The organism is Caulobacter radicis, from assembly GCF_003094615.1.
GTDB lineage: Bacteria > Pseudomonadota > Alphaproteobacteria > Caulobacterales > Caulobacteraceae > Caulobacter > Caulobacter radicis.
In genome coordinates, this window is the sequence record NZ_QDKO01000022.1 from 23,845 (window position 1) to 38,661 (window position 14,817).

Consider the following 14,817-nt stretch of genomic DNA (forward strand, 5'->3'; position numbering starts at 1 on the left):
CTACCTTACTTCTTCTTGCCGGCGATCGGCTTGGCCGGACCCTTGCGGGTACGAGCGTTCGTGTGGGTGCGCTGGCCGCGGACCGGCAGGCCCTTGCGGTGACGCAGGCCGCGGTAGCAGGCCAGGTCCATCAGACGCTTGATGTTCATCGAGTTTTCGCGACGCAGGTCGCCTTCCACGGTGAAATCACGGTCGATCGTCTCACGGATCTGAAGGACTTCCGCGTCGGTCAATTGATTGACGCGACGGGCGTCTTCGATGCCCACCGTCGTGACGATGTCACGAGCGGACTTCGGGCCGATGCCGTGAATGTACTGAAGCGCGATGACAACGCGCTTGTTCGTCGGGATGTTGACGCCTGCGATACGGGCCACGTCTAATGTTCTCCTAGTCACGCACCAAAGACGCGAACGGCGCGCTCGGCCCGATCCGAAGACCCAGACCGACGCGCACAGATCGCGCCCTTTCGCGGAAGCGCCCCGTTATAGGGATCGTTGCGCATCCGTCAATGGCGGAATCCGTCATGAGGACGGATTCCATTAAAACTTACGCCACGACCGCGAGGGTCGCGTCGATCGAGGCGGCGACGGCTTCCACCGCCCCCATGCCGTCCACTTCCACCAGCTTGCCCTGCTCGCGATAGTACGGGAGCAGCGGCGCGGTGTCGGCGTTGTAGCGGGCCAGACGGTTCACGAAGGTCTCGGGGTTGTCGTCCGACCGCCCCTGCTCCGCGTATCGCTTGGTGATCCGCTCGATCAAGGCCGGCTCGTCTACTTCGAGTCGCACGACGGAGTCGATCTTCTGGCCGCGCTTGGCCAGCATCACGTCCAGCGCCTGGGCCTGGGCCACGGTGCGCGGGAAGCCGTCGAAGATGGCGCCGCCGGCGGCCTCGGCCTCGGGCAGGCGCTCCTCGATGAGGGCGATGACGATTTCGTCGGTGACCAGGTCGCCGCGATCCAGCACGCCCTTGACCTTCTGCCCGAGCTCCGAGCCCGAGGCGATGGCGGCGCGCAGCATGTCGCCGGTCGAGAGCTGGACCATGCCGCGTTGCTCGACCAGCCGCTTGGCCTGGGTGCCCTTGCCCGCCCCGGGAGGGCCAAACAGGATCAAGTTCATAAAAGCCCCTTCACGCGTTTCCCAGGGTCTGACGCCCCTCACCGAGGGCAGACCTAGAATGCGTTCAAAGAAAACGGAAGCCGGATTGTGACAATCCGGCTTCCGGGTGGTTTCACGCTTGCGTCAGCGACCGCCGCGGCCGCCGCGCAACTTCGACTTCTTGATCAGGCCCTCGTACTGGTGCGCCAGCAGGTGGGACTGGATCTGCGCCACGGTGTCCATGGTCACGGTCACGACGATCAGGATCGAGGTGCCGCCCAGGGCGAAGTTCTTGTTGCCAAGAGCGCCCATCAGGATTTCCGGGAAAAGACAGACGGCGGTGATGTAAGCCGCGCCGATCACCGTCAGGCGGGTAAGCACGTAGTCGAGGTACTCGGCCGTGCGCTTGCCCGGACGGATGCCCGGCAGGAAGCCGCCGTACTTGCGCAGGTTCTCGGCCGTCTCGTCCGGATTGAACACCACCGAGGTGTAGAAGAACGAGAAGAAGATGATCAGGCCGGCGTAGCTGGCCATGAACAGCGGCTGGCCATGCTGCATGGCGCCGACCACGGGCGGCAGCCACTGGGCCCAGCCCGGCAGGTTGGCCGGGTTCAGGAACTGCATGGCGGTCGTCGGCAGAAGCAGCAAGCTGGAAGCGAAGATCGGCGGGATGACGCCCGCGGTGTTGATCTTCAGCGGCAGGAACGAGCTGTCGCCGCCGACCATGCGGTTGCCTTGCTGGCGCTTGGGATAGTGCACCAGCAGGCGGCGCTGCGAGCGCTCCATGAACACGATGGCGAAGATCACCGCCACGGCGAGCACGAAGATCACCATCAGCGGGAAGTAGTTGCCGGTGTTCTGGGCGGTCACGAACAGCTGGCCAAGACCGCGCGGCAGGGCCGCGACGATGCCGGCGAAGATGATCAAGGACACGCCGTTGCCCACGCCGCGGCTGGTGATCTGCTCGCCCAGCCACATCAGGAACAGGGTGCCGCCGGTCAGCGAGACGACGGTCGACAGCACGAAGAACCAGCCCGGCAGCTCGGAATAGACCAGGTTCGGCTGGCTCTGCAGGCCGACGGCGATCGAGAACGACTGCACCAGGGCCAGGATGACGGCCAGATAGCGAGTGTACTGGTTGAGGGTCTTGCGGCCGGCTTCGCCGCCTTCCTTCTTCAGCTTTTCCCACGGCGGATACACCGAACCCATCAGCTGCACGATGATCGAGGCGCTGATGTAGGGCATCACGTTCAGCGAGAAGATGGCCATCCGCTCGACGGCGCCGCCCGAGAACATGTTGAACATGCCCAGGATGCCCTTCGACTGGCCGGCGAAGGCGCTGGCGAAGGCGTCCGGGTTGATGCCCGGGATCGGCACGTAGGTGCCCAGGCGGAACACCACCAGGGCGATAAGCGTAAACCAGATGCGCTTGTGAAGTTCGGTGGCCTTCTGGAAGGACCCGAAGTTCATATTGGCTGCGAGCTGTTCGGCGGCCGAGGCCATTCAATTCCCCACGACGAGAGCGCGGCCGGATCGTCGAAGGCGACGAGGCGGAGCGCGCTCCAAGTATTGTACGGGGCCTGGCCGAAGCGCCGGCGGAATCGCCGATCGCTGGGCGTAGGCCCCAGTGCGGAGCCACACATAGGTGAGGCTCGCCGTGATGTCACGGCGAGCCTCGAAAGAACGTCATCCCGATGGGGCTTTATGACGGGCTGGTGCGCAAAGGCCCCTACCCCGCCCGGCTCCCGCGCCGTCAGCCAGGACGATCTGGCGAGACGGCCCGGGATGACTCTGTGGTCTTAGGCTTCGGCTTGCGCCTTGGCCTTCTTGGTCACGGTGACCGAACCACCGGCGGCCTCGACGGCCTTGATGGCGGCTTCGGTGGCCGAGTAGACGGTCAGCTTCAGGGCCGACTTGATTTCGCCCTTGCCCAGCAGCTTCACGCCGTCGAGCTCGCGACGGATGACGCCGGCGGCGACCAGGTCGGCGACCGAGACTTCAGCGCCAGCCTTCAGCTTGCCGGCTTCGACGGCTTGTTCCAGGCGCCACAGGTTCACTTCGGCGAACTCAAGGCGGAAGGGGTTGTTGAAGCCGCGCTTCGGCATGCGCATGTGCAGCGGCATCTGGCCGCCTTCGAAGCCGTTGATGGCGACGCCCGAGCGCGCCTTCTGGCCCTTCACACCGCGACCGGCGGTCTTGCCCTTGCCCGAGCCCGGGCCGCGGCCGACGCGCATGCGGCCCTTGGTGGAGCCGGGAGCCGGAGCCAGTTCGTTCAGCTTGGTCATATGTGCCTCTCCTTGGAGATCTGCGCCCGGCCAGATGGCCGGACTCGGCTGCCCTTTCGGGCGGTTTCTTCAAACGAAAACCACCCCGGCTTTCACCGGGGTGGCGATCTTGGGTCGTCGTGTAACAGACTTACTCGACGATTTCCAGCAGGTGCGCGACCTTGCGGATCATGCCGCGGACCGACGGGGTGTCTTCGAGCGTGGACACGCGGCCCAGCTTGTTGAGACCCAGACCGGCGAGCGTGGCGCGCTGGTCCTTTTCACGACGGATCGGGCTGCCCGTTTGGCGGACCGTGACTTGCTTAGCTTCAGCCATGACTTAGCCCTCGATGGCTTCCGGCGACGAAGCGCCGTCGGCGCGACGGCCGAGGATGTCGCCAACCTTCTTGCCGCGCTTGGCGGCGATCTGGCGGGGCGACGACTGCACCTTCAGGGCTTCGAACGTGGCGCGCACCATGTTGTACGGGTTCGAGGAACCCGTCGACTTGGCCACGACGTCCTGGACGCCCAGGGTTTCGAGAACCGCGCGCATCGGACCACCGGCGATGACGCCCGTGCCGGGAGGGGCAGCGCGCATCATGACCTTACCGGCGCCCCAACGGCCAGCGCCGTCGTGGTGCAGGGTGCGCGACTCGCGGAGCGGGACGCGGATCATGGTCTTCTTGGCTTCTTCGGTCGCCTTGCGGATGGCTTCCGGCACTTCACGCGCCTTGCCATGACCGAAGCCGACGCGGCCCTTTTGGTCGCCAACGACCATCAGAGCGGCGAAGCTGAAGCGACGGCCGCCCTTAACGGTGGCGGCGACGCGGTTGATGTGGACGAGCTTTTCGACGATGTCGCTGTCGACCCGCTCTTCGGGGGCGTTGCGGTCGCGACGGTCACGGCGTTGACCGCCTTCACCGCGCTGTTGGTCACCACGAGCCATTGTGTTTCCCTTAGAAGTTCAGGCCGGCTTCGCGCGCGGCGTCGGCCAGGGCTTTCACCCGTCCGTGGAAGATGTAGCCGCCACGATCGAAGACGACGTCCTTGACGCCTTTTTCGATCGCGCGCTCGGCGACGAGCTTGCCGACGGCGGCCGCAGCGTCCTTATCCGCGCCCTTGCCTTCGGCTTCCAGGGTGGAAGCCGACGCCAGGGTCACGCCGCGTTCATCATCGATGACCTGGGCGTAGATGTTCTTGGACGAGCGGAAGACCGACAGACGCGGACGGCCGTTGGCCAGCGACTTGAGGCGGGTCCGGTTGCGCTGAGCGCGCTTGGCCGCCGATTCACGAGGAGAGAGCGCCATGGCTTACTTCTTCTTGCCTTCCTTGCGGCGAACCTTCTCGCCAGCATAGCGCACGCCCTTGCCCTTGTAGGGCTCAGGCGGACGAATGCGACGAATCTTCGCGGCAATCTCGCCGACCGCCTGCTTGTCGATGCCGGCGATCTTGATTTCGGTTTGCTTCGGCACAGCGAAGGTGACGCCGGCCGGAGCCTCAACGTCCACATCGTGGCTGAAACCGAGTTGGAGGCTGAGGGCGGTGCCCTTCATGGCGGCGCGGTAACCGACGCCGACCAGCTCGAGGTTTTCCTCGAAGCCGGTGGTGACACCGTGCACCATGTTGGCCACCAGCGTGCGGGACAGACCCCACATGCCCTTGGCGCGCTTCGTGTCGACGCGCGGAGTCAGCAGGAGCTCGGAGCCCTCTTGCTTGACTTCGACTTCGTCGGCGATCGTCCACGACAGCTGACCCTTCGGGCCCTTTACCGTGACCGTCTGACCCGCGAGCGTGACTTGCACGCCCGAGGGGATTGCGACGGCTTTCTTACCGATACGTGACATGCTCTTTCCCTCCCGCGCCTAGTAGACGCGGCAGAGGACTTCGCCGCCGACGTTAGCGTCGCGCGCGGCGGTGTCCGACATGACGCCCTTCGGCGTCGACAGGATCGAGATGCCCAGGCCGTTCTTGATCGGCTTGAGGTCCTTGATCGACGAATAGACGCGACGGCCAGGCTTGGACACGCGGCTGATCTCGGCGATCACGGGCTCACCGTCGAAGTACTTGAGCTCGATCTCGAATTCGGGGAACGCGCCGGGCTTCTCGACCAGCGAGTAGCCGCGGATGTAGCCCTCGTCGGCCAGCACGTCGAGGACGCGGGCGCGCAGCTTGGAAGCCGGCGTCGAGACCTTGTTGCGCTTGCGCAGGGCGGCGTTCTTGATGCGAGCGATCATGTCGCTCAGGGGGTCGTTCATCGACATCTGATCGTCCTCACCAGCTCGACTTGACGAGGCCGGGGATCAGGCCTTGCGAACCGAGTTCGCGAAGGGCCACACGGCTCATCTTAAGCTTGCGGTAATAGGCGCGCGGACGGCCCGTGACTTCGCAGCGGTTGCGGATGCGGATCGGCGAGCTGCTGCGGGGCAGCTTCGCCAGCTTGAGGCGAGCCTCGAAGCGTTCCTCGAGCGGCAGGGTCTCGTCGTTGGCGATCGCCTTCAGCGCGGCGCGCTTTTCGGCGTATTGCTTGACGAGAGCCTTGACGGCTTCGTTGCGGTTGACGGCGCTTTTCTTGGCCATGGTTTCTTTCCCTTCCCGCTCTCTTAGTTGACGAACGGGAACTGGAATTCCTTCAGGAGAGCCTTGGCTTCCTGGTCGGACTTCGCAGTGGTGCAGACGATGATGTCCATGCCCCAGATCTGTTCGATCTGGTCATAGTTGATTTCCGGGAACACCAGGTGCTCCTTCAGGCCCATGGCGTAGTTGCCACGGCCGTCGAAGCTCTTGCCGTTCAGACCACGGAAGTCCTTCACGCGCGGCAGCGCGATCGTGACCAGGCGGTCGAGGAATTCAAACATCCGGTCCTTGCGAAGGGTGACCTTCGCGCCGACCACCATGCCTTCGCGCAGCTTGAAGCCGGCGATGGACTTGCGGGCGCGGGTCGCGACGGGCTTTTGGCCGGCGATCGCTTCCAGTTCCTTCAGGGCCAGCTGAGCCTTCTTGGAGTCGGCCACCGCCTCGCCGATACCCATGTTCAGGACGATCTTGTCCAGCTTGGGGATCTGCATCTCGTTGGTGTAGCCGAACTGCTCCTTCAGCGCGGCGCGGATGCGCTCGCGGTAGACGGTCTTCAGCCGGGGCTCGTAAGCTTGATCAGCCATTGATCACCTCGCCGGTCGTCTTGGCGACGCGCACCTTCTTGTCGCCTTCGATCTTGAAGCCGACGCGGGTGGCCTTGCCGTTGGAATCCACGACGGCGACGTTCGAGACGTGCAGCGCGGCTTCCTTGTGCTTGATGCCGCCCTGGGGGTCGGCTTGGGTCGGCTTGGTGTGGCGGGCGACCATGTTCACGCCCTCCACGACAACCCGGTTTTCCTTCGGCAGGACTTGGGTCACAGCGCCTTGCTTGCCCTTGTCCTTACCGGCCAGAACGACGACGCGGTCGCCCTTCTTGATCTTAGCAGCCATTACAGCACCTCCGGCGCGAGGGAGATGATCTTCATGTGGTTCTTGGCGCGCAGTTCACGGGGAACCGGGCCGAAGATCCGCGTGCCGACCGGCTCGCTCTGCTTGTTGACGATGACGGCCGCGTTCTTGTCGAAGCGGATCATCGAACCGTCTTTGCGCTTCAGGCCTTGGTTCACGCGAACCACGACGGCGCGCAGAACGTCACCCTTCTTCACGCGACCGCGCGGGATGGCTTCCTTCACGGAGACGACGATGACGTCGCCAACGCTGGCGTAGCGACGGCCTGCGCCGCCCAACACCTTGATGCACATGACCCGGCGAGCGCCAGAGTTGTCGGCGACGTCCAGGTTAGTTTGCATCTGGATCATGGTTTAGACCTTCCAGACTTAGGCCGAAGCCTTGGGAAGCACTTCCCAGGTCTTCAGCTTGGACTTCGGAGCGCACTCGACGATGCGAATGGTTTCGCCCGTCTTGTACACATTGGCTTCGTCGTGCGCGTGGTACTTCTTAGAGCGGCGCACGATCTTCTTCAGAAGGGGGTGAACGATGGTGCGTTCCACCTTCACCACAACGGTCTTGTCACCCTTATCGGAGACGACGACCCCTTCGAGGATACGCTTGGGCATATCGTTCTCCTTACGCCGCGGCCTTGGCGCGCAGCACGGTCTTGATCCGCGCGATATCCTTGCGGATTTCGTTCACGCGGTGGGTCTTCTCGACCTGACCCGTGGCGGCCTGGAAGCGCAGGTTGAACTGCTCTTTCTTCAGGTTGATCAGGGTTTCGGCGAGTTGATCGGGGGTCAGGCCCCGGATGTCGGCGATCTTCATGAGCCTCAAGCCTCCACGGCCACGCCCGCGTCGAGGCGGGTGACCACACGAGTGCGGATCGGCAGCTTGGCCGCGCCGAGGCGCAGCGCTTCACGCGCGATATCGTCCGGCACGCCGTCGATTTCGAACATGATGCGGCCGGGGGCCACGCGAGCGGCCCAGTAGTCGACGGCGCCCTTGCCCTTACCCATCCGGACTTCGGCCGGCTTGCCGGTGACCGGCACGTCCGGGAAGATACGGATCCAGACGCGGCCTTGACGCTTCATCTGGCGGGTAATGGCGCGACGAGCAGCTTCGATCTGGCGAGCCGTGATGCGCTCCGGCTCAACGGCCTTGAGGCCGTAGGAGCCGAAGTTCAGCAGGGTGCCGCCCTTCGAGGCGCCGTGGATGCGGCCCTTGAACTGCTTGCGGAACTTGGTTTTCTTCGGTGACAGCATAGCGCTCTATCCTTAGTCCCGATTGCGGCGGCCGCGGTCGCCGCGGTCCGGGCGATCGCCGCGCTCACGTCCACCGCCTTCACCGGCCGGGCCGGATTCGGAAGCGAGACGCTTGTCCAGCGCCATCGGGTCATGCTCCAGCACTTCGCCTTTGAAGATCCAGGTCTTCACGCCGATGATGCCGTAGGTGGTCTTGGCTTCAGCGAAACCGTAGTCGATGTCCGCGCGCAGGGTGTGCAGCGGAACGCGACCTTCGCGGTACCACTCCATGCGGGCGATTTCGGCGCCGCCGAGGCGGCCCGAGACGTTGATCCGGACGCCCTTGGCGCCGAGACGCACGGCCGACTGGATCGAACGCTTCATCGCACGACGGAAGGCGATCCGGCGCTCGAGTTGCTGAGCGATGGACTCGGCGACCAGCTGAGCGTCGGTTTCCGGCTTGCGGATCTCGACGATGTTCAGGTGGACTTCGCCTTCGGTCATCACCGAGAGGTCCTTGCGGAGCTTCTCGATGTCAGCGCCCTTCTTGCCGATGATGACGCCCGGACGAGCGGCATAGATCGTGATGCGGCACTTCTTGTGCGGACGCTCGATGATGATGCGCGAGACGCCAGCTTGGTACAGGCGCTTCTTCAGGGCGGCGCGGATGGCCAGGTCCTGGTGCAGCATCTTGCCGTACTGGTCGCCGTCGGAGAACCAACGGCTGTCCCAGGTGCGGTTCACGCCGAGCCGCAGCCCGACCGGATTGACTTTCTGACCCATTAGGCGGCCTCACCCAGTTCGCGGACCACGATCGTGATCTCGGAGAACGGCTTTTCCACGCGCGTCGCACGACCGCGGGCGCGGGGCGAAAAGCGCTTCATCACCAGGTTCTTGCCCACATAGGCCTCGGCGACGACCAGGGAGTCGATGTCGAGGTTGTGGTTGTTCTCGGCGTTCGAAATCGCCGAGTACAGCGCCTTGCGGACGTCTTGGGCGATGCGCTTGTGGCTGAATTCGAGCTCGTTCAGAGCGCGCTGGACGTTCAGGCCACGGATGGACTGAGCGACCAGGTTCAGCTTGCGCGGGCTGGTGCGCAGGGTGCGCACCTTAGCCATCGCCTCAACGCCTTCAAGGCGGCGAGCTTGCTTTTGCTTGGCCATGATTACTTCCTCTTGGCCTTCTTGTCGGCGGCGTGGCCCGGGAAGTTACGCGTGGGAGCGAACTCGCCGAACTTCATGCCGACCATGTCTTCCGACACGGAGACCGGGACGTGCTTCTGGCCGTTGTGCACGCCGAACACCAGGCCGACGAACTGCGGCATGATGGTCGAACGACGCGACCAGGTCTTGATGACGTCCTTGCGGCCCGACGCGAGAGCGGCGTCGGCCTTCTTCAGGAGGTACCCGTCGACAAACGGGCCTTTCCAGACGGAGCGGGTCATGGCTTAGCGGCCCTTCTTCGCTTTGTGGCGCGAACGGATGATGAACTTGTCCGTGGCCTTGTTGACGCGGGTCTTGGCGCCCTTGGTCGGCTTACCAGCCGGGGTCACCGGGTGGCGACCGCCCGAGGTGCGGCCTTCACCACCACCGTGGGGGTGGTCGACCGGGTTCATGGCGACGCCGCGGACGTGCGGGCGACGACCCATGTGACGAACACGACCGGCCTTGCCGAGGTTTTCGTTCATGTGGTCGGGGTTCGAGACCGCGCCGACGGTGGCCATGCACGTGTCGAGGACCATGCGCAGCTCGCCCGAGTTCAGGCGGATCTGGGCGTAGCCGGCGTCACGACCGACCAGCTGGGCGTAGGCGCCAGCCGAACGGGCGATCTGGCCGCCCTTGGCGGGCTTCAGCTCGACGTTGTGGATGATCGTGCCGATCGGCAGCGTGCGCAGCGGCGAGGCGTTGCCCGGCTTCACGTCGACCTTTTCGGCGGTGACGACTTCGTCGCCGGCCTTGAGGCGTTGCGGGGCCAGAATGTAGGCCAGCTCGCCGTCCTGATACTTGATCAGGGCGATGAACGCGGTGCGGTTGGGATCGTACTCGAGGCGAACGACCGTGGCCGTGCCTTGCTTACGACGCTTGAAGTCCACCAGACGGTAGAGGCGCTTGGCGCCGCCGCCGCGGAAGCGAACGGCGATACGGCCGTTGCCGCCACGACCGCCCGACTTGGAGAGGCCCTCGACGAGCTTCTTTTCCGGGCGACCCTTGTGGAGTTCGCTGCGATCGATCAGCACCAGGCCGCGCTGGCCGGGGCTGGTCGGGTTAAAGTGCTTCAAGGCCATGTCTTAGAGCCCCGTCGTGATGTCGATCGACTGGCCTTCGGCCAGGGTCACGATCGCTTTCTTGACGTCGGTGCGGCGACCGACGATGCCACGGAAGCGCTTGGTCTTGCCCTTGGTGACCAGGGTGTTGACCTTGGTGACCTTGACCTTGAACAGCTCTTCGACTGCGGCGGCGATTTCGTCCTTCGACGCATCGGCGGCCACCTTGAAGACAACCTTGTTCTGCTCGCTGAGCAGGGTCGTCTTTTCGGTGATCACCGGCGACAGGATCGTGTCGTAGTGGCGGGCGGTAGCGGCCATTACGCGGCTTCCTTCTCAGCGAAACGAGCCGAGATCGCTTCCACCGCGTCCTTGGTCAGGACCAGGGTGTGGCGACGCAGCACGTCGTAGACGTTCAGGCCGGCGTTCGGCAGCACGTCCACGTTCGGAATGTTGCGGGCGGCGAGCTTGAAGTTCGCGTCCACTTCCGGACCAGCGATGACCAGCGCGTTCTTCAGACCGATCTTGTCGAAGTTGGCGCGCAGGGCGGCCGTCTTGGCTTCGGTCAGAACGGCGCTGTCGAGCACGACCAGCGAACCGGCCTTGGCCTTCGAGGACAGGGCATGGCGCAGAGCCAGGGCCCGGATCTTCTTCGGCAGGTCGAAAGCGTGGCTGCGGACGACCGGGCCGTGGGCCTTGGCGCCGCCGACGAACTGAGCCGCACGACGCGAGCCGTGACGAGCGCCGCCGGTGCCCTTCTGCTTGTACATCTTCTTGCCCGTACGAGAGACCTCGTTGCGGACCTGAATCTTGTGGTTGCCCGAGCGGCGCTTGGCCAGCTGCCAGGTGACGACGCGCTGCAGGATGTCGCCGCGGATGTCTTCGATGCCGAAGATGGCGTCGTCGAGATCCAGGGAGCCGGCCTTGCCGCCGTCAAGTTTGATGACGTCGAGTTTCATTAGCCTTCGCCCTCTTCGGTCGTCGCCGCGGGGGCCTCTTCAGCGGGGGTTTCAGCAGCCGGAGCGGCTTCGCCAGCCTTACGGAAGGCGCCCGGACGCGGCAGATCGGCCGGAGCGGCCTTCTTCACGGCGTCGCGGATCTTCACGTAGCTGCCTTCGTGGCCCGGGACGGCGCCCTTGACCAGGATCAGGCCGCGCTCGACGTCGACCTTCCAGACGGTGACGTTGAGGGTGGTGACGGTTTCTTGACCGAGGTGACCAGCCATCTTCTTGCCCGGGAACGTACGGCCCGGATCCTGGCGGTTACCGGTCGAACCGTGCGAACGGTGCGAGACCGAGACACCGTGGGTGGCGCGAAGACCACCGAAGTTCCAGCGCTTCATGGCGCCGGCGAAACCCTTACCGACGGTGACGCCCTGGATGTCGACCTTCTGGCCGGCGACGTAGTGGTCGGCGGTGAATTCCGCGCCCACTTCGATCAGAGCGGCTTCGTCGACGCGGAATTCGGCGACGACCCGCTTGGGCTCGACCGAGTTCTTGCCGAAGTGGCCGCGCTCGGCCTTCGAGGTGTTCTTGGGCTTCTTGGCGCCGGCGCCGAGTTGCAGGGCGGTGTAACCGTCCTTCTCGACGGTGCGCTGAGCCACGACCTGGCAACCGTCGAGCGACAGGACGGTGACCGGCACGTGCTGACCGGCGTCGTCGAAGAAGCGGGTCATGCCGAGCTTCTTGGCGATCAGGCCGGTGCGGTTAGCGGGGAGAGTCATCAGTTCGGCCCTCCTTACAGCTTGATTTCGACGTCAACGCCGGCCGACAGGTCGAGCTTCATCAGCGCGTCCACGGTCTGCGGAGTCGGGTCAACGATGTCGAGGACGCGCTTGTGCGTACGGATCTCGAACTGCTCGCGCGACTTCTTGTCGACGTGCGGCGAACGGTTGACGGTGAATTTTTCGATAAGCGTGGGCAGGGGGATGGGGCCCCGCACCGTCGCACCCGTGCGCTTGGCCGTGTTCACGATCTCGCGCGTGGAATGATCCAACACGCGGTGATCGAAGGCCTTGAGCCGGATGCGGATGTTCTGACGATCCATATCGCTCGGTTTCCTAGTGGGCTGCGCCCGCGTCTCGAACCATTTCAAAGACCAACCCGGACTCCTCTTTCGAGACGTCCGAACGCAGCGTCCGCAAAACAAATTGGCCCGCGCAATCGCTTGCGAGGGCCGGTGATCCGCAACCACGCCGTCCTCCGAGGAGAACCCTCCTCTGGATGAGAAGGACGCCTGGTTACGGGTCGCTTGCGAACCGCGTTTGAGCCCTAGAGCTCACAGCCGGTCCAACAGAGGGGCGCTTTTACGTGCCTGAATCGGTTTCGTCAAGCGGTCCCGACGGGCTTTCGCGACGGCTTGTTTAACAAGACGTAAAGCCGCCGCCCCGAGCACGACGGCTTAACACTTATGGCCAAAACGCGGCTGAACAAAAAGCAATGTTCACCGACTTGAGCCCCATACACACAATCTTTGTGCGCGACCCGCGCGTATAGAAACTCAATTCGTTCCTGCAAGTGTAGTATTTGCGCACCATAACGCCCCGAACGGTCTGACAGAGCCTTGCGGCCGTCATCGAACCTTCATAGATCCGCCCCGCTCGACGGTAGGGAGGCCCTCCCCAAAACGACCGACCGCCGTCGAGACCACATGAGTAAGGGGATTACCCACTATGAAGACCCAACTGTTCGCCGCCGCCGCCGTGCTGGCCGTCGCCGTCTCGGCTCCCGCTTTCGCCCAGAACATCGGTTCGGTCGGCGCCGCCGTTGACTACAACAACATCGACACCCGCGCCGGCGACGCCGACGGCACCTCGGTCGTCATCGACGGCTCGGTCGCCATCCCGACCGGTTCGTGGACGATCACCGGCGCCGCCGACGTCTCGATCGCCGACAGCGACGTCTCGCAACGCACCGTCGCCACCGGCGCCGTGCACGCCACGACCGTCGTCGGCAACGGCCTGCGCATCGGCGGCTTCACCGCCCTGTCGCGCCCGTCGAACGACACCCTGTGGGCCGTCGGTGGCGAAGCCCAGAAGTACCTCGGCAACGTGACCCTGACGGGTCTCGCCGCCTACGGTCAGTCGAACGACCTGGACGCCGACCTGTGGACCGTCCGCGCCGGCGCCAACTACTTCGTGTCGGACGACTTCCGTCTGGACGCCGGCCTTGGCTGGTCGAACGTTGACGGCCTCGTCGACGCCGACATCTGGGACATCAACGTCGGTGGCGAATACAAGTTCGCCAACACCGGCTGGTCGACCTTCGCCAAGTACACCCACAGCGAAGCCGATGACCTGGCCGACCTGAAGTCGGACGCCGTGAAGGTTGGCCTGCGCTACACCTTCGGCGGCAGCCTGAAGGCCCGCAACGCCGCCGGCGCCGACCTGGCCACCGGCAGCGACCTGTTCGGCTTCCTGGTCCGCTAAGCCGGAAGCTTCGTGATCTTCCGGCGCCCACCGGAAGATCACGGGCAGCGTTTCAAGGGACCCGCCCTCCCCCTCCTACCCGGGCGGGTTCCGACGAAAAGCAAGACGCCCCCGAAGCGAAAGCTCCGGGGGCGTTCTCTTTATATATATATGTACCGATGTGCGCCGAACGGCGCTCCGGTTCGCTGGGCTTACTGGCCGATATAGATGTTGCCAGAGCCCACGGCCGACTTCTTGACCGAGCCGTTGACCTTGGCCACGCGGATGTCGCCCGAGCCGGCCACCGACAGCGACACCCGGTCGGCCTCGCCGCCGAAGTTCACGTCGCCCGAACCCATGATGCTGACGTCGATGTCGCGGGCCCGGCCGCCGGTGATCTTCACACCGCCCGAACCGGCGATGCTGACGTCGAGATCGCCGCCGCGCAGCGCCGCGGCCTTCACGTCGCCCGAGCCGGCGATCGACACCTCCAGGTCCGACACGTCCTGCAGGCTGATGTCGCCCGCGCCGGCCAGGTTGATCTCGGCCTTGGCGGCGCTTCCAGCCTTGGTGTCGCCCGAGCCGGCCAGGCTGATCTCGAGCTTGCCCCGGGTGTTGGCGATGGTCCAATCCCCGCAGCCGGCGTTGGCCAGCTCGACGCTGTCGCTGCGACCGACGCTGCCATAGACCGCGCCCGAGGCGCCGACCGAGACGTTCATCGGCACGCGGATGGCCACCTGCGGGATGTCCTTCCACTGCACCTCGCCGAGATCGCGGACCCGGACCGCCGAGCCCTCGCCCCGGCTGTTGCAGCTCTGGATGCGCTTGAGGCGCAGGTTGCCGTCGATGATCGTCTGGCCGCCGACCTTGCGCACTTCCAGCGGCAGGCCGCCGTTGGTGGTCAGGAACTCGACCTTCACGTCGCTGCGGGCTTCGGGAATGATGGTGACGCGGGCGACGGCGTCCTTGATCTTGACCGTCGGCTCGGCGGCGGCCGCGCCGGCCAGGGCGACAACGGCCGCGCCGGCGGCCAGGCTGATGATTGCGCGCATCTTTAAGTCCCCTCGGATGGCTTTGCGT

The 14,817-nt window shown here is 64.8% G+C and carries 26 protein-coding genes; 1 reads left to right on the forward strand and 25 read right to left on the reverse strand.

Annotation, left to right across the window (positions count from 1 at the left end):
• Window positions 1–5 precede the first annotated feature (5 nt).
• The 24 genes from rpsM to rpsJ form a co-directional block, all read right to left on the reverse strand.
• On the reverse strand, window positions 6–374 hold the full coding sequence (rpsM, locus tag DDF62_RS14105; protein WP_058348452.1) for a 30S ribosomal protein S13: 369 nt from the start codon (window positions 372–374) through the stop codon (window positions 6–8).
• 172 nt (window positions 375–546) lie between these two features.
• The gene (locus tag DDF62_RS14110) at window positions 547–1,116 is read right to left on the reverse strand and encodes an adenylate kinase (protein ID WP_116489692.1); all 570 of its coding nucleotides are present in this window, start codon (window positions 1,114–1,116) and stop codon (window positions 547–549) included.
• 123 nt (window positions 1,117–1,239) lie between these two features.
• Complete coding sequence (secY, locus tag DDF62_RS14115) at window positions 1,240–2,598, reverse strand: preprotein translocase subunit SecY (RefSeq protein ID WP_116489693.1); 1,359 nt, start codon at window positions 2,596–2,598, stop codon at window positions 1,240–1,242.
• 296 nt (window positions 2,599–2,894) lie between these two features.
• Entirely contained in the window at window positions 2,895–3,380 is a 486-nt protein-coding gene (rplO, locus tag DDF62_RS14120; RefSeq protein ID WP_116489694.1) for a 50S ribosomal protein L15, read from the reverse strand.
• Window positions 3,381–3,510: 130 nt separating this feature from the next.
• Window positions 3,511–3,696, reverse strand: a complete 186-nt coding sequence (gene rpmD, locus DDF62_RS14125; RefSeq protein ID WP_058348448.1) for a 50S ribosomal protein L30 — start codon at window positions 3,694–3,696, stop codon at window positions 3,511–3,513.
• Between the two features lie 3 nt (window positions 3,697–3,699).
• The gene (rpsE, locus tag DDF62_RS14130) at window positions 3,700–4,305 is read right to left on the reverse strand and encodes a 30S ribosomal protein S5 (protein ID WP_058348447.1); all 606 of its coding nucleotides are present in this window, start codon (window positions 4,303–4,305) and stop codon (window positions 3,700–3,702) included.
• Window positions 4,306–4,315: 10 nt separating this feature from the next.
• Window positions 4,316–4,666: a 50S ribosomal protein L18 gene (rplR, locus tag DDF62_RS14135; protein ID WP_058348446.1), complete on the reverse strand. Its 351-nt coding sequence runs from the start codon at window positions 4,664–4,666 to the stop codon at window positions 4,316–4,318.
• A 3-nt stretch (window positions 4,667–4,669) separates the two neighbouring features.
• On the reverse strand, window positions 4,670–5,203 hold the full coding sequence (gene rplF / locus DDF62_RS14140; RefSeq protein WP_116489695.1) for a 50S ribosomal protein L6: 534 nt from the start codon (window positions 5,201–5,203) through the stop codon (window positions 4,670–4,672).
• Window positions 5,204–5,221: 18 nt separating this feature from the next.
• Window positions 5,222–5,620, reverse strand: a complete 399-nt coding sequence (gene rpsH, locus DDF62_RS14145) for a 30S ribosomal protein S8 (RefSeq protein ID WP_058348444.1) — start codon at window positions 5,618–5,620, stop codon at window positions 5,222–5,224.
• 10 nt (window positions 5,621–5,630) lie between these two features.
• Entirely contained in the window at window positions 5,631–5,936 is a 306-nt protein-coding gene (gene rpsN / locus DDF62_RS14150) for a 30S ribosomal protein S14 (RefSeq protein ID WP_058348443.1), read from the reverse strand.
• A 23-nt stretch (window positions 5,937–5,959) separates the two neighbouring features.
• Window positions 5,960–6,517 carry a 50S ribosomal protein L5 gene (rplE, locus tag DDF62_RS14155; protein WP_101719242.1) on the reverse strand — a complete coding sequence of 186 codons (558 nt, stop codon included), beginning with the start codon at window positions 6,515–6,517 and terminating at the stop codon, window positions 5,960–5,962.
• Window positions 6,510–6,824, reverse strand: a complete 315-nt coding sequence (gene rplX, locus DDF62_RS14160; RefSeq protein ID WP_101715814.1) for a 50S ribosomal protein L24 — start codon at window positions 6,822–6,824, stop codon at window positions 6,510–6,512. Before rplX ends, rplE begins: the two co-directional genes overlap by 8 nt.
• Window positions 6,824–7,192: a 50S ribosomal protein L14 gene (gene rplN, locus DDF62_RS14165; RefSeq protein WP_058348440.1), complete on the reverse strand. Its 369-nt coding sequence runs from the start codon at window positions 7,190–7,192 to the stop codon at window positions 6,824–6,826. The genes rplX and rplN overlap by 1 nt, the downstream gene beginning before the upstream one ends.
• A gap of 18 nt (window positions 7,193–7,210) precedes the next feature.
• Window positions 7,211–7,450, reverse strand: coding sequence for a 30S ribosomal protein S17 (gene rpsQ, locus DDF62_RS14170; protein ID WP_101715813.1), 240 nt, complete (start codon window positions 7,448–7,450; stop codon window positions 7,211–7,213).
• Between the two features lie 10 nt (window positions 7,451–7,460).
• Window positions 7,461–7,652, reverse strand: coding sequence for a 50S ribosomal protein L29 (gene rpmC, locus DDF62_RS14175; RefSeq protein ID WP_101715812.1), 192 nt, complete (start codon window positions 7,650–7,652; stop codon window positions 7,461–7,463).
• Window positions 7,653–7,657: 5 nt separating this feature from the next.
• Entirely contained in the window at window positions 7,658–8,089 is a 432-nt protein-coding gene (gene rplP / locus DDF62_RS14180) for a 50S ribosomal protein L16 (RefSeq protein ID WP_058348437.1), read from the reverse strand.
• Between the two features lie 12 nt (window positions 8,090–8,101).
• Entirely contained in the window at window positions 8,102–8,851 is a 750-nt protein-coding gene (gene rpsC / locus DDF62_RS14185; RefSeq protein WP_058348436.1) for a 30S ribosomal protein S3, read from the reverse strand.
• Entirely contained in the window at window positions 8,851–9,231 is a 381-nt protein-coding gene (gene rplV, locus DDF62_RS14190; RefSeq protein WP_116489696.1) for a 50S ribosomal protein L22, read from the reverse strand. Before rplV ends, rpsC begins: the two co-directional genes overlap by 1 nt.
• Before the next feature lie 2 nt (window positions 9,232–9,233).
• A complete protein-coding gene (gene rpsS, locus DDF62_RS14195; RefSeq protein ID WP_012285669.1) occupies window positions 9,234–9,512 on the reverse strand; it encodes a 30S ribosomal protein S19 in 279 nt (92 codons plus the stop codon).
• 3 nt (window positions 9,513–9,515) lie between these two features.
• The gene (rplB, locus tag DDF62_RS14200; RefSeq protein ID WP_058348434.1) at window positions 9,516–10,352 is read right to left on the reverse strand and encodes a 50S ribosomal protein L2; all 837 of its coding nucleotides are present in this window, start codon (window positions 10,350–10,352) and stop codon (window positions 9,516–9,518) included.
• Window positions 10,353–10,355: 3 nt separating this feature from the next.
• Window positions 10,356–10,652 carry a 50S ribosomal protein L23 gene (locus tag DDF62_RS14205; protein WP_116489697.1) on the reverse strand — a complete coding sequence of 99 codons (297 nt, stop codon included), beginning with the start codon at window positions 10,650–10,652 and terminating at the stop codon, window positions 10,356–10,358.
• A complete protein-coding gene (gene rplD, locus DDF62_RS14210; RefSeq protein ID WP_116489698.1) occupies window positions 10,652–11,290 on the reverse strand; it encodes a 50S ribosomal protein L4 in 639 nt (212 codons plus the stop codon). Before rplD ends, DDF62_RS14205 begins: the two co-directional genes overlap by 1 nt.
• Window positions 11,290–12,054: a 50S ribosomal protein L3 gene (gene rplC, locus DDF62_RS14215; protein ID WP_116489699.1), complete on the reverse strand. Its 765-nt coding sequence runs from the start codon at window positions 12,052–12,054 to the stop codon at window positions 11,290–11,292. Before rplC ends, rplD begins: the two co-directional genes overlap by 1 nt.
• A 14-nt stretch (window positions 12,055–12,068) precedes the next feature.
• Complete coding sequence (gene rpsJ / locus DDF62_RS14220) at window positions 12,069–12,377, reverse strand: 30S ribosomal protein S10 (RefSeq protein WP_004616952.1); 309 nt, start codon at window positions 12,375–12,377, stop codon at window positions 12,069–12,071.
• Between the two features lie 625 nt (window positions 12,378–13,002).
• Here rpsJ and DDF62_RS14225 point away from each other — a divergent pair.
• On the forward strand, window positions 13,003–13,758 hold the full coding sequence (locus DDF62_RS14225; RefSeq protein WP_116489700.1) for a hypothetical protein: 756 nt from the start codon (window positions 13,003–13,005) through the stop codon (window positions 13,756–13,758).
• Between the two features lie 191 nt (window positions 13,759–13,949).
• Here DDF62_RS14225 and DDF62_RS14230 read toward each other — a convergent pair whose 3' ends face one another.
• A complete protein-coding gene (locus tag DDF62_RS14230) occupies window positions 13,950–14,789 on the reverse strand; it encodes a GIN domain-containing protein (protein WP_116489701.1) in 840 nt (279 codons plus the stop codon).
• Window positions 14,790–14,817 lie beyond the last annotated feature (28 nt).